The sequence below is a fragment of the Bartonella sp. SD1336NMGDW genome (assembly GCF_042193565.1).
Lineage (GTDB): Bacteria > Pseudomonadota > Alphaproteobacteria > Rhizobiales > Rhizobiaceae > Bartonella > Bartonella grahamii.
The window spans coordinates 24987-38783 of sequence record NZ_JBHILW010000008.1 but is presented as its reverse complement, the minus strand read 5'-3'; the positions used below and the strand labels follow the sequence as shown (position 1 = coordinate 38783).

The 13797-nt window shown below is 38.2% G+C and carries 11 protein-coding genes; 4 read left to right on the top strand and 7 right to left on the bottom strand.

From position 1 onward, the window contains the following. Positions 1–288: 288 nt before the first annotated feature. Both rnr and topA read right to left on the bottom strand, forming a co-directional pair. The gene (gene rnr / locus ACFIKH_RS05960) at positions 289–2562 is read right to left on the bottom strand and encodes a ribonuclease R (RefSeq protein ID WP_375671181.1); all 2274 of its coding nucleotides are present in this window, start codon (positions 2560–2562) and stop codon (positions 289–291) included. A gap of 3 nt (positions 2563–2565) precedes the next feature. Continuing rightward, positions 2566–5139, bottom strand: a complete 2574-nt coding sequence (gene topA / locus ACFIKH_RS05955; RefSeq protein WP_375627332.1) for a type I DNA topoisomerase — start codon at positions 5137–5139, stop codon at positions 2566–2568. A 266-nt stretch (positions 5140–5405) separates the two neighbouring features. Here topA and ACFIKH_RS05950 point away from each other — a divergent pair, with 266 nt between their 5' ends. Beyond that, a complete protein-coding gene (locus ACFIKH_RS05950; protein WP_005773510.1) occupies positions 5406–5612 on the top strand; it encodes a hypothetical protein in 207 nt (68 codons plus the stop codon). Here the strand turns inward: ACFIKH_RS05950 and dprA are convergent. Genes dprA through ACFIKH_RS05930 form a run of 4 tightly spaced genes read right to left on the bottom strand, consistent with a single transcriptional unit; the run spans position 5542 to position 9638 of the window. Further along, complete coding sequence (dprA, locus tag ACFIKH_RS05945; protein ID WP_375627333.1) at positions 5542–6756, bottom strand: DNA-processing protein DprA; 1215 nt, start codon at positions 6754–6756, stop codon at positions 5542–5544. The two genes, ACFIKH_RS05950 and dprA, sit on opposite strands and share 71 nt — an antisense overlap. Then, positions 6731–7363: a glycerol-3-phosphate 1-O-acyltransferase PlsY gene (plsY, locus tag ACFIKH_RS05940; protein ID WP_375627334.1), complete on the bottom strand. Its 633-nt coding sequence runs from the start codon at positions 7361–7363 to the stop codon at positions 6731–6733. Before plsY ends, dprA begins: the two co-directional genes overlap by 26 nt. An 11-nt stretch (positions 7364–7374) precedes the next feature. Next, positions 7375–8676 (bottom strand): dihydroorotase, encoded by a 1302-nt coding sequence (locus ACFIKH_RS05935; protein WP_375671179.1) that lies wholly within the window; start codon positions 8674–8676, stop codon positions 7375–7377. Then, positions 8673–9638, bottom strand: coding sequence for an aspartate carbamoyltransferase catalytic subunit (locus tag ACFIKH_RS05930; protein ID WP_375671177.1), 966 nt, complete (start codon positions 9636–9638; stop codon positions 8673–8675). Before ACFIKH_RS05930 ends, ACFIKH_RS05935 begins: the two co-directional genes overlap by 4 nt. A gap of 125 nt (positions 9639–9763) precedes the next feature. Here ACFIKH_RS05930 and ACFIKH_RS05925 point away from each other — a divergent pair, with 125 nt between their 5' ends. Next, entirely contained in the window at positions 9764–11383 is a 1620-nt protein-coding gene (locus tag ACFIKH_RS05925) for an acyl-CoA dehydrogenase family protein (protein WP_273787944.1), read from the top strand. Here the strand turns inward: ACFIKH_RS05925 and ruvX are convergent. Next, on the bottom strand, positions 11368–11847 hold the full coding sequence (gene ruvX / locus ACFIKH_RS05920) for a Holliday junction resolvase RuvX (RefSeq protein WP_375627337.1): 480 nt from the start codon (positions 11845–11847) through the stop codon (positions 11368–11370). The two genes, ACFIKH_RS05925 and ruvX, sit on opposite strands and share 16 nt — an antisense overlap. 137 nt (positions 11848–11984) lie before the next feature. Between ruvX and gatC the strand changes: the two genes are divergently transcribed. Beyond that, complete coding sequence (gene gatC, locus ACFIKH_RS05915; RefSeq protein WP_375659178.1) at positions 11985–12272, top strand: Asp-tRNA(Asn)/Glu-tRNA(Gln) amidotransferase subunit GatC; 288 nt, start codon at positions 11985–11987, stop codon at positions 12270–12272. 31 nt (positions 12273–12303) lie between these two features. Next, positions 12304–13788 carry an Asp-tRNA(Asn)/Glu-tRNA(Gln) amidotransferase subunit GatA gene (gatA, locus tag ACFIKH_RS05910; RefSeq protein WP_375627338.1) on the top strand — a complete coding sequence of 495 codons (1485 nt, stop codon included), beginning with the start codon at positions 12304–12306 and terminating at the stop codon, positions 13786–13788. Positions 13789–13797: the final 9 nt, after the last annotated feature.

Below are 13797 nucleotides of genomic sequence, written 5' to 3'. Positions count from 1 at the left end.
GAGAATGGCTTAAGGTACTTTTGTTTATTTAAACAATAAAAAGATGAGCTGAAATGAAAGGGAGCCAAAACTATTCTTTGCAGTTTTTCTCATTCCTTGAGTATAAAAAACTGCAAGATTTCTATATGGTTATTATAGAGATAGCAATAAAATTTATCCTCTTGTATATTAAAGAAAGAAGATTGTACACATAAAATAATAAAAATATTATATAATATAAGTCATTTCTTAATTTGAAGTTATTCATTCTTTTATTATTCATATTCTATTTAATGGAGGATAAGAAGCTTAATTTTTTCTCCCATAAAAAGTATGCTTTTGTTTTTTAAATTTGTTTTTATGGTAAGATGTCGGTAAAAATTTTATTGGACGAGGTTTTGTTAAGAGTTCAAAGCATAAAGCGCCAGCAAAAGGTTGTACCGTTATAAGTTTTACTTCTACAACATCACTGAGCTGATAGCCTTTATGGCTACGCTGTCCTACAAGAACATGATGGGCTTCATCAAAATGATAATAATCATTTTTAAGTGTAGAAATATGGACAAAACCATCTGTGTTGAGTTTATCAAGTGAGATAAAAAGACCTGCTTTTGTAACTCCGGAAATGCGACCTGTAAAAATACGGCCGATTTTATTCGTTAAATAGTGAGCAACAAGCCGATCAATAGTTTCCCTTTCAGCCATCATTGCACGGCGTTCATATAAAGAAATTTGCGTAGCAATTTCTGCGAGATTTTGTTCTTGTGTATCTGTTAACTGATCATTTCCTAATTTCAGCGTTTTAATGAGTGCTCGATGAATAATAAGATCAGCATAACGGCGGATAGGGGATGTAAAATGTGTATAATTATGTAGGTTTAAACCAAAGTGGCCGATATTTTTGGGATTATACTCAGCTTGAGATTGTGAGCGCAGAATAACTTGGTTGATCAATTCTTTTTGTGGTGTATTCGTCATTTTTGCCAGAATGCTATTAAGGCGCGCTGAGGTAAGTTCGCTTCCGCGGGAGAGTGGTATCCCCAAACTTTGAAGAAAGCTCCGAAGTATTTCTTGCTTAGCAAGAGAAGGTTTTTCATGAATACGATAAATGAGGGGCTGGTGATGTTGTTTTAATGTTTCAGAAGCTGCAATATTGGCTTGTATCATAAACTCTTCAATTAAACGATGCGCTTCTAATTGTGTTTCACTCACAACATCTTTTATGCATCCATTTTGATCAAGAATAATCTTTTTTTCTGCAATTTCTAATTCTAGTGGTTGGCGACGATTTCGCGCAGCTTTAAGGCATGTATAGGCTTCCCATAAGGGTTGCAAAATGCTCTCAAAAAGAGCGGCTGTTTTTTCATTTATATTACCTTCAATTGCCAATTGTACTTCTTGATAAGAAAGCTTGGCTCTTACACGAATCATAGTACGATGAAAACTATGTTTTCGTTTATTACCATTTGCATCAAAAATCATACGAACGGCTAAAGCTGGTCTTTCTTTTCCTTCACGCAGAGAACATAAATCATGAGAAAGGCGCTCAGGTAACATTGGCACAACGGTATCGGGAAAATAAACAGAATTTCCGCGTTTCAAAGCTTCTTTATCTAATGCGCTTCCTGTTTTGATATAGTAAGAAACATCTGCAATGGCCACAATAATAATCCAACCATCATTATTTGCTGGGTCCTTATCCTTGGTTGCATAAACTGCATCATCATGGTCTTTTGCATCTGGTGGATCAATTGTAATAAATGGTAACTGTCGCCAATCTTCACGATTATCCATATTGGCAGCTTTGATATGTTTGACTTGCTCAAGAACACTTTCAGGAAAAATATAAGGAATTCCTTTCGAAAGAAGTGCTATCATTGAGAGTGTTTTTTCACTCTTAATATGCCCTAAAACATTTTTTATTTTTGCGCTCTTTAATCCGTAACCAGTATTTTTTTTAATTTCGACTTCAACGAGATCACCGACTACAATCTTCATTTCTGGAGACATTTCAACAATGAGTTCATTGGTTTTGCGGTCTATAGGATCAAGGCGCCATTGATTATTTTCAAATTTTCTTACAACAGCAAATGCGCTTTTGGGAGATATATCAATTTTACGAATAATTCGTCCCGTATAAGGGGGGCTTGAGCTTTCAGAATTTTTATTTCGAAAAACTTTTACAAGAATATGATCTCCAACACCAATGCTACTTCCTTTTATGTGATGAAAAGAGTGTATTTCAATATTGGGCTTTGGAGAATCTTCCCATTCAAGAGGTTGTGCAATAAAACTCCCATCTTTATCACGTCCGCTAATTTTTACTAAAGTAACAGGGGGTAATTTTCCTTTGTTTATTGCTCTTTTGTGTTGTTTAGATATAAGATTTTGATCCTTCAACTCACGTAATATATCTCTAAGCCAAATACGAGAATCGCCTTTTAAGTTAAAAGCTTTGGCGATTTCTCGTTTACTTGAGTGGTTAGGATTCTCATTTATAAAGGAAAGGATTTCTTCCTTATTGGGAAAATTTTTCCCCTTGAATGTAGAGAGATAATTTATGTTTTTTTTACCTTTAGCCAAAATTTATGTCTCTTTTATTTTTGCTTTTGTTTTAGAAGAAGCTCTTTTTGAAGTTGTTTTTTTACTCGATGCTTTAGCCGATATAAGTTCTAATGCCTCTGCCAGTGTTACACTAATGGGATCTTTATCTTTTGGCAATGTTGCATTAATTTTACCCCAATTGACATAAGGACCATAACGCCCGTTGCGCACGGTAATAGTTCCTCCTTCGGGATGCTCTCCTAATGTTGCCAATGCTGCAGATGTTGTTCTGCTTTGCTTGGTTTTGTTTTCTTGTTGTTCTGCCAATACTGTAACAGCGCGATTGATACCAATATCAAAAACTTCATCTGCATGAAGAAGGCGTGCAGATTTTCCGTTATGGCTAAGATAGGGACCATATCGTCCAATCGTAGCTGTGATTGTTTTTCCAGTTTCAGGATGAATGCCAATTTCACGGGGAAGGGATAGTAAAGCCAAGGCTTTATCAAGGGTTACATTTTCTGCCTGCCATTCTTTTGGTAGTCCTGCACGCTTAACTTCTTTGCTTTCACCAAGTTGAATATAGGGACCAAACCGGCCATTGCGAAGAGAGATATCTTTTCCTGTTTCAGGGTCAATACCAAGTATAACAGGTTCATCATTGCGTACAGTTTCATTCTCTTCTCCAGTATCTGTACCAAGTTGGCGTGTATACTTACATTCGGGATAATTGGAACAGCCAACAAAAGCACCATAACGACCGAGTTTTAATGATAATTGACCATTTTTACAAAGAGGACAGGAACGCACATCACTTCCATCTTCGCGTTCAGGAAAGGCGAGAGGTGCTAATGTTACATTTAAAACATCAAGAACATTGGTTATACGGAGTTCTTGGATATTGCTAATAGATGCATTAAATCCATCCCAAAAATCTCGCAATACGTCTTTCCAAGAAAGTTTCCCATCAGAGATAAGATCCAGCTTTTCTTCAAGATCTGCTGTGAAACCATATTCTACATAGCGATTAAAAAAATTTTCAAGAAAGGCTGTAACAATTCGTCCCTTAGCATCGGGAATAAGCTTTCGTTTATCAATTACAATATATCCACGGTCACACAATGTCGCCAATGTGGAGGCATAAGTTGAAGGACGACCAATTCCTAACTCCTCAAGCTTTTTAATTAATGAAGCTTCAGAATAACGAGAAGGGGGCTCTGTCGTATGCTGTACAGATTCAACTTTTTCTTTTGTAAGTGCTTCACCAGTGTTTATTTGTGGTAAACGTGTTGTTTCATTTTCTTCATTATTTTCTTCGTCTCGTTGATCGGTGTAGACGGAAATAAAGCCATCAAAGCGAATAACAGATCCTGTTGCTCTTAGATTTGCACGGTTTTCTCCTTGTTGTGCTTCAATTTCAACAGTTGTGCGTTCAATTTCAGCAGAACGCATTTGGCTGGCAATAGCACGCTTCCATATCAGCTCATAGAGCTTTGCTTGATCGCTATCGAGAAAATTACGGACTTGACTAGGATTGCGTTGAAAATCTGTTGGACGGATCGCTTCGTGTGCTTCCTGTGCATTTTTTGCCTTTGTTGAATAAAAACGTGGTTTTTCAGGAATATAGTCTTTACCGAAAGTTTCATGAATAACTTTTCGTGCTGAATCAATAGCCTCTGGTGCTATTTGCACACCATCGGTACGCATATAAGTGATAAGCCCAGCCGTTTCACCATTAATTTCAATGCCTTCATAAAGCTTTTGGGCAATTTGCATAGTGCGAGAAGCTGAAAATCCTAATTTTGAAGAAGCTGCTTGTTGTAGTGTGGAGGTTGTAAATGGAGGAAGAGGATTTCTCTTTGTAGGTTTTGCTTCAACACTGAGTGTATGATATTGGGCTTTCTCCAACATAAAGCGAATTTGGTCTGCTTGTTCTTGAGACTGAATATCAAGCTTGCCTATTTTTCGTTGATTAAACATTGTCAATCTTGCTTGGAAACTATCATTTCGGATGGTTTTTAATTGTGTTGTAACGGACCAATAATCTTCTTTGATAAAATGTTCTATTTCTGCTTCACGATCACAAATAATACGCAAAGCAACTGATTGAACGCGTCCTGCTGAACGTGCACCAGGGAGTTTCCGCCATAAAACAGGTGAAAGTGTAAAACCAACGAGATAATCAAGTGCGCGACGTGCAAGATAAGCATCTACAAGTGATGTATCAATATCACGTGGATTGTTCATAGCATCAAGCACAGACTTTTTGGTGATGGCATTGAAGACAACTCTTTTAATAGGTTTATCTTTTAAAACTTTTTTTTGACGAAGAACATCCAGAATATGCCATGAAATAGCTTCCCCTTCACGATCAGGGTCTGTTGCTAATATAAGGCTATCGGCTTCTTTAACGGCTTTTGCTATTTCATTTAAACGTTTAGCGGCAGCAGAATCTATATCCCATTTCATAGAAAAATCTTGATCCGGTAAAACAGAACCATCTTTTGCAGGCAAATCACGAACATGTCCAAATGATGCAACAACTTTGTATTGAGACCCAAGATATTTATTTATTGTTTTTGCTTTTGCTGGAGATTCAACGATAACGATATTCATAATTTTACCCAAATATTGAAATAAAAAACTTTTTTATAAACGCCTTTTACGCGAATAGCTAATGACAATTGCTTAAGAGCACATAAAAAAATATTAGCCATATAAAAAACATGAATATTGTACAACTTATGATTGTTATTATTAGAATACACCCTATATAGAATTACACGATTTACTTTCCACTGTTATTACAGGAACATACGGCGAAATACTAAGATAACGTCTATTGAGAGGTAGGAGGGGGAAATGCTCAAGGATAGAGGATTATGTTTATAAATCATTTAAAAGTTATCCAATATATTACAGACATGTCTAAGCAAATGAATCAGATGGCGCGTCAGGCGCATAGTCCGCTTTTAGCATTGCTTTTGGATATGGTTGCCAAAGAAGGGCAAAGCATTATTAATAGTGCTGAGGCTCTTGGGGAAGATCAAGATTCGACAATGACACACAACCACCAGAGTGTCGAATAAGCTTTCCAGCAAGGTCGAGTTCTACCAACAAGAGGTAGAGAGTTGGAAGTGGAACACCTGTGTGGGTACTGAGTGTGTCTAAATCGATTGGCGTTGTTGAAAGAGCAGAGAGAACTGCTGCACGTGCTGCATCATCACCTGCTAAAGAGGGGCTGCTGTTTTTTTCATCTGCTAAATTGAAATTCTCCTTTTCAAGTTGTAAAGAGGATGGTTCCTCAAAAAAATTGAGTTGCGAATTTGGAAGCGGTGAAATTAATGGCGTAAGTGTTTCTATGATGTCAGAAGGATGTGTGGTGAGTAGAGCACCGTCCTTGATAAGATTGTTTGTACCAACAGATCTTGGATCAAGTGGTGAACCGGGAATGGCAAAAATTAACCGTCCCATTTCAGCTGCTTGACGTGCGGTAATTAAGGACCCTGAGCGCAGGGCTGCCTCTACAACCAAGAGACCAAGTGATAGAGCTGCAATAATACGGTTTCTTCTTGGAAAATCGATAGCACGCGGCTTCCAAGAAATGGGCATTTCGCTGATGATGGCTCCACCGTTGGCGATAATATCTTCATGCAACTTTTTATTTTCAGGAGGATAGATATGATCAATTCCCCCAGCCATGACTGCAACAGTTCCTGTTTTTAAACTTGCTTGATGCGCAACGCTATCAATTCCACGAGCGAGCCCAGAAATTGTTATAAAGTCTGCTTCTCCGAGAAAACGCGCAAATTGAGCCGTAAGCTTTTTTCCCGCAGCTGAAGCATTTCGAGAACCTATAATTCCAATAGAAGTTTTTTGAAAAATTGAAACATTACCTTTAATAGCAATAAGCGGCGGAGGGGCTTCTGTAACCTTAAGAAAAGCTGGATAATCTGGTTCTCCCATACCGATAAACCGAACACCTAATCTTTTAGCTTTTTGTATTTCTTTTTCTGCATCTTCTAAGCTTGCTATTTTAATAGATACAGAACCACCACCTTTTCTGCTAAGCTCTGGCAACGCTGCCAGAGCAGATTCTGCTGTTTTATAATGATCAATGAGATTGCGAAAACTAACAGCTCCAATATTTTCACTGCGCAACAACCGTAACCAATTTAGACGTTGACGATCAGTGAGCAGGATTCCTTTATTTATCCCCGTTTTGAGTCCCAATCTTACTTTCTTCCCCAATTAATAATCTACCGATATTTGCGTAATGCTTTATATACACAAATATGCTCATCACAATCAGCATAAAATAGAAATAAGGATCGGAAAAGTAAAAAACAAATATCGCAGTTATAACAACAGAAATGAGTGCGGATAATGAAGAATAGCGTGTGAGGAGAAAAATCGTTATCCATACAATAATAAAAATAATTGCTGCAGGCCAATAGATTCCTAAGCAGACCCCTAGATAGGTAGCAACACCTTTGCCACCTTTAAATTTAAGCCATATGGGGAAAAGATGTCCTAAGAAAACAAAAAAACCTGCTAGAGAAACAAGGATACTATTGTCTAGCGGATCACTAAAAAACTTTATAACGAAAACAACGATAGTTCCTTTCAACATATCACAAAGAAGTGTTAGAGCAGCAAGTTTTTTATTTCCTGTTCGTAAAACATTTGTAGCTCCAATATTGCCGGAACCAATTGTTCTCACATCGCCAAGTTTGGCTAATCTCGTTAAAAGAAGACCAAATGGAATCGAGCCAATGAGATAAGATATGAGGAAAATAAACCATGGAGTGGACTGAAAAAATATTTCTGCTTCATTCATTAAGAATCTCATTAAGTTTGTTGATCAAGTTTAAAAACGGTTTTCCCTTTCACAAAGGTCTGGAGCACGCGTCCTTGAAAACGTGCATTCTCAAAAGGGGTATTTTTTGAACGTGAATAGAGATTCTCTTTCGAAACAACCCATGGTTCTTCAAGATCAACCACAATAAGGTCTGCATGAGCACCTTTCTTCAGTGTTCCTGCATTGAGTCCAAAGAGCTTTGCAGGCGCCGTTGACAAAAGTTCAGTTATCCGTAAAAGAGATAGGCTCTCATCATGGTAAAGGCGTAAGGCTGCACTCAATAAAGTCTCCATACCAATAGCGCCAACCGCCGCGTCATTAAATGGTAAATGTTTTGTATCGTTACTCTGAGGATCATGAGAAGAGACAATAACATCTATAGTCCCATCCTTTATTGCTTCAATCATTGCTATACGGTCTTCTTCTGTACGCAATGGGGGCATTAAGCGAAAAGAGGTGCGATATTCACCAATGTCATTTTCATTGAAAGATAAATGATTAATAGATATACCCGCTGAAATTTTCTCACTGCGTTTTTTACCTAAACGAAGTGCATCAGCAGAGAGTGCTGTTGATATTTGAGCGGCATGATAGCGTGTTTGCGTTAATACTGCTAATCGCAGATCCCTTTCAAGTGGGATAACTTCTGCTTCGCGGGGGATGCCAGAAAGACCAAGCCAACTGGCGAGCAGTCCTTCATTCATCACACCTTGTCCTGTAAGATCTTTATCTTGCGTTTCATGCATCAATGGAACATCAAAATCACGCGCATAAGTCATTGCACGTCGCATAACAGATGAACTTTGAAGCGTTTTTTTTCCTTCACAAAAGGCAACAGCTCCTGCAGCTTTTAGTAAGCCGAATTCCGCTATTTGCTGTCCGTTGAAACCTTGTGTGATCGCAGCAACGGGATAAATATTGACCGATGACTTTTCTTGTACTGTATGCCTAATAAATTCAACAAATGCCACATTATCAATGATTGGACGCGTATCTGGCATCATGAGGAAAGAAGTAATACCACCTGCGGCGGCGGATTGACTTGTTGATGCGATTGTTTCACAGTGCTCATTTCCTAATTCTCCAACAAAAACGCGCGCATCAACAAGGCCAGGGAGAATTGCTTTGTTTTGTGCGTTAACAATTTCTGCTTCTTCTGGGAAACCCTGATTCAGAGCTTCTTTTCCAGCGGCTATAATCCGTCCATTTTCAACAATAACTGTACCAATTTCATCGATTGCGCGCGAAGGATCAATAATACGAGCATTTTGAAAAACAATTGGTTTTATCATTTTTTTTCTCCACTGATCTTTGCGCGTGAATCTAATAAAGCCTCCATGACCGCCATACGCACTGCAATTCCCATTTCTACTTGTGTATGAATCATACTTTGTGGTCCATCTGCTATGTCAGATGCAATCTCTACACCACGGTTTATTGGTCCAGGATGCAGAATAATGGAATCATTTTTGGCATAGGCTAAATTTTCTTTATGTAAGCCAAAATAATGGAAATATTCATGCGTAGAGGGAATAAAAGAACCTGTCATCCGTTCATGCTGTAAGCGCAACATCATGATAACGTCAGCATTTTTAAGACCTTCTTTCATCGTGTTAAAAACCTCAACACTCATATGAGCGATTTCTGCGGGCAAGAGTGTTGAGGGAGCAACAACACGAACACGAGCACCCAAAGCATTGAGACTCAGGATATTGGAACGGGCAACACGTGAGTGTAAGATATCTCCACAAATCGCAACAGTTAATCCTTCAATACGACCTTTTGCTCTTTTAATGGTTAGAGCGTCTAATAAAGCCTGTGTTGGATGTTCATGAGCACCATCACCTGCATTAATGACACAACAATCAACTTTTTGCGCTAATAAAGCTGCCGCTCCTGCACTGTTATGGCGAAAAACCAGTATATCCGGCTTCATCGCATTGAGAGTTGTAGCTGTATCAAGTAATGTTTCTCCTTTTTTTACAGATGAGTTGCCGATCGCAAGACTCATCACGTGTGCACCTAGCCTTTTACCCGCTAAATCAAAAGAAGATTGTGTTCGCGTAGAGGCTTCAAAAAAGAGATTAATTTGAGTCCGTCCATGCAAAGTAGATTTTATTTTATCAATTTTGTTAGAAAGGATAACATTTGCTTCTGCACGATCAAGCAATGTATTAAGATCTTGTACACTTAGATCTTTAATAGCTAAAAGATGTTGATGAGGGAAAAGTGGAAAAAAATTATCTTGAATCATAGCATTCTTCTTTATCTCTCTCTAAACAGGTTAAACAAGCATTTGTTTGAATATGATAAATGTTTCTTAACTCTAAAAAGACAAATAGTCTATGATATGAATGGTTTGAATGTAGGAATATACCTATGAGTGCTGTATCTGCGCAAAATAATCGTCGAAAAAATACATTTCTTAGCGATACGCTTATGTTTCGTATTGCCTCTACTTTGCCTAAGTTTTTGTTAGCAAGCTTTGAAGAAATAGGAGATTTTGCAGCGAGTCGAGAAGCATGGAAACTCTCTTGCTTGGCGAATCATTATAAGCCTTTATTGTGTTATAACGATGAATGGGGGCAACCAACGGAAAAATTAGAGATCCATTCTTCCTATCAAGCTCTTCAGCAATATTCTAGACAAGCAGGTTTGGTTACCTCGCTTTGGGAAAATACGAGCTCAGAAAATGGAGTACGCTATCAAGCGCGTGCGATTCGTTTAGCTTTATCTGCCGGTTTAGAAACAGGGCATTTGAATGAAGTTATCATAACGAGTGCAGCTATTGCTGTTTTAATTAGTGATATAGAGCTCTTCAAAAAATGGCAAAATGTACTTTTATCACGCCAATATGATTCCTCATCAAAGCCTATTCATCATAAAAAGGCTGCTTCTCTAACTTGTGCATTTGATGATATTGAAAAATACGCTTTTAATTTTCCAAGTGTTAAGAAGATTTCTTTCGATGAAAGTATGGAACGTGATCTATATCGTTTAAATGTTGTAAAAACCAATGTTATTAATCCTACCGCTGATGGATATCTTGTTAGTGCAGATTTAAATGGCCATTTAAGTTGTTTTTTTATTCCACGCATACAAGAAAATGGCGCATTAAATGGATTTATATCGATTCGTCATTTAATTCAGCGTTCTGGAGAACTTTTAACACCAGAGGGCGTTGTTGATTTCCAAGGCAGTTATGGTTGGCTTTTGGGAAATGCTGGAGAAGGGCTTAAAGTTATTAAAGATATCGAGACGATGATGCGTTTCGATCAATCGGTCATATCGGCAGGTGTTTTGCGAGCGGCTCTTCAATTTGGCATAGATTTTTTCCGGAAAAAAATGCCCAATCAACCTTTACCACCACTGACAGAACGTATTTTTGCAGATATTGCATTAGATATAGCTGCTTCACAGGCATTGGTTTTGCGTTTAGCGAGAGCATTTGACAATGCAGCAAATGACCGTTCTGAAGCAGCTTTTGCCCGCATTATGACACCTATTATTGCTTATCACGTAAGTCAATTGGTTGTGCCTATTATTGGCGAAATTATTGCACAACTTGGTATTGAAAGTTTTATAGAGAATAACCCATTATCACAAATGTTGCATAATGGGCCTGCACGAATTGTGAGAAATAGTTCTGCTAATCAATTGGTAAAGGATGCCATTCTTATTGCTGAAAAAGCACCAGGACTGTTTCAGAAATTGTTAGAAAAAATTGCTCTTGATATTGGACCAGCGGGACCACGAGCAATTGAAATTATTAAGTCAGCAGGTGATATGGCATCAGCAAATGAAGGTGCAGGAAGGTTTTTTGTCGAACAGGTAGCCTATGCAGCTGCAGCTGCAGCATTACGTTCTACAGACATAGAACATGTTGCAAATGCTTATATGGAAAGCCGTCTTGGGGGACAGTGGAGATCTTCCTACGGGATGCTCATTGCACGATATAATGCAGGGCATTTGCTCAATGTCCTCTATCCTTCCATATGATGAAAGTTTTGAATTCTATTAAGAGCACCTTGCAATATAAAAGCAGCGGCTGCCGAATCAATTCGGTTTGCTCTTTTAGCGCGCGATACATTCATTTCTAGAAGAGAACGTTCTGCTGCAATTGTTGACAAACGTTCGTCCCAAAAAACAAATGGAATTTTTGTATAAGCTTTCATATTGCTCACGAAAGCTCTGGTTGCTTGAACACGAGAACCGCTGCTTCCATTCATGTTAAGGGGTAAGCCAATGATAATAACGCCTACATTTTCACGGTCAAAAGTTTTAATAAGTGTGTAAGCATCTTCTGTAAATTTTTTTCGTTGTAGTACAGGACGCGGATTTGAGACAGTCAGCCCCATATCAGAAATCGCAATTCCGATAGTTTTTGTCCCTAAATCTAAGCCTGCTATTGTTTGTCCAGGCAAAAGATGTGTCATAACTTCGTTTATATTAATAACGGTCATAAGGGTATAATGCGTTTTTTAATGTTTCATATCTAATAGTTATTTCTTCATTCATGTTATCTAATATTCTTGCGCTTGCAAGCTCAGCCTTGTATAGCCAGAATAAAGATTAATAAAAACAGAAAGGCGTAAGTAGTATGTCTGTTGATCAAGAGACCGTCAAGCGGGTCGCACATTTAGCGCGGATTGCTATCCACGATGATGAGATAGAACCTGTGACAAAAAAATTCAATGCTATTTTAGGTTTTGTAGAGCAATTGAATGAAGTTGATGTCAGTGGAGTTGAGCCATTAACATCTGTGATGCCGATGACTCTACGAATGCGTGAAGATAGTGTTACAGATGGCGATAAAGTAGCAGATATTGTAGCCAATGCCCCTGTTACAGAAGAAAATTTTTTTCTTGTCTCAAAAATTGTTGAGTAACTTTTTATATTTTTGAAATTTGAGAACCAATATGACTGATTTAACAACCCTCACAATTGCGCAAGCTCGTGATTCTCTAACAAAGAAAAATCTCAAAGCAACAGAATTAACGGAAGCTTATTTACAAGCAATAGAATCAGCTAATCCAATTTTGAATGCTTATGTAACAATAACAGCAGAACAGGCAATGAAAATGGCTGCTGAATCAGATAGTCGCTTAGCGAGAGGGCAGGGAGGGCTTTTAGAAGGAATTCCTTTGGGGATTAAAGATCTTTTTGCAACCTATGGTGTTCATACTCAAGCCTGTTCACATATCCTTGATGGTTTTAAACCGCATTATGAATCAACTGTCACGGCTAATTTATGGCAAGACGGTGCTGTAATGTTAGGAAAACTTAATATGGATGAGTTTGCTATGGGCTCATCCAACGAAACATCATATTATGGTCCCGTTATTAATCCCTGGAGAAAAAAAGGCTCGAATGAAAAACTCGTACCCGGTGGTTCTTCAGGAGGATCTGCTGCTGCTGTTGCTGCACAAATTTGCGCTGGTGCAACTGCAACCGATACAGGTGGCTCAATACGTCAACCAGCAGCTTTTACTGGAACTGTAGGAATAAAGCCAACTTATGGACGTTGTTCACGGTGGGGTGTTGTTGCATTTGCTTCATCTCTTGATCAAGCTGGACCTGTTGCCAGAGATGTTCGTGATTGTGCTATCTTACTAAGATCAATGGCCTCTTTTGATGAAAAAGATTCTACTTCCGTGAAATTACCAGTTCCTGATTATGAAAGTTATCTTGGTCAATCAATTAAAGGAATGAAAATTGGTATTCCAAAAGAATATCATATGGATGGAATGTCTCCAGAAATTATTGAGCTTTGGCAAAAAGGCATAAGTTGGTTAAAGGAAGCAGGAACTGAGATTAAGAACATTTCTTTGCCCCATACAAAATATGCTCTACCTTCTTATTATATTATAGCTCCTGCAGAAGCCTCTTCTAATTTAGCACGTTATGATGGTGTGCGTTTTGGTCTACGCGTGCCTGGAAAAGACATCATTGAGATGTATGAAAACACGCGCTCTGTTGGTTTTGGTGATGAAGTCAAGCGACGTATTTTGGTTGGGACTTATGTTCTTTCATCTGGTTATTATGATGCCTGTTATCTAAGAGCTCAAAAAGTAAGAACACTCGTAAAACGAGATTTTGATCAATGTTTTGCTTCAGGCATTGATGCTATTCTGACACCAGCAACACTAACACCTGCCTTTGGTATAGCTGATGAAAAAATAAAAAATGATGCTGTAGCAATGTATCTTAATGATATTTTTACGGTACCAGTTAATATGGCTGGTTTACCAGGAATCTCTGTTCCTGCAGGTCTGTCATCAAATGGTTTGCCTCTAGGATTGCAATTGATTGGTAAACCTTTTGCTGAAGAAGTCATTTTTCAGATAGCACACATTATTGAAAAAGAAGCAGGGATATTCAGTGCAGAAAAATGGTGGATGTAATAATCGAAC

Coding starts and splice junctions, on each gene's coding strand:
- topA (WP_375627332.1), bottom strand. CDS start 5,139: ATGAATATCGTTATCGTTGAATCTCCAGCAAAAGCAAAAACAATAAAT.
- ACFIKH_RS05950 (WP_005773510.1), top strand. CDS start 5,406: ATGTTTATAAATCATTTAAAAGTTATCCAATATATTACAGACATGTCT.
- plsY (WP_375627334.1), bottom strand. CDS start 7,363: ATGAATGAAGCAGAAATATTTTTTCAGTCCACTCCATGGTTTATTTTC.
- ACFIKH_RS05935 (WP_375671179.1), bottom strand. CDS start 8,676: ATGATAAAACCAATTGTTTTTCAAAATGCTCGTATTATTGATCCTTCG.
- ACFIKH_RS05930 (WP_375671177.1), bottom strand. CDS start 9,638: ATGATTCAAGATAATTTTTTTCCACTTTTCCCTCATCAACATCTTTTA.
- ACFIKH_RS05925 (WP_273787944.1), top strand. CDS start 9,764: ATGAGTGCTGTATCTGCGCAAAATAATCGTCGAAAAAATACATTTCTT.
- ruvX (WP_375627337.1), bottom strand. CDS start 11,847: ATGACCGTTATTAATATAAACGAAGTTATGACACATCTTTTGCCTGGA.
- gatC (WP_375659178.1), top strand. CDS start 11,985: ATGTCTGTTGATCAAGAGACCGTCAAGCGGGTCGCACATTTAGCGCGG.
- gatA (WP_375627338.1), top strand. CDS start 12,304: ATGACTGATTTAACAACCCTCACAATTGCGCAAGCTCGTGATTCTCTA.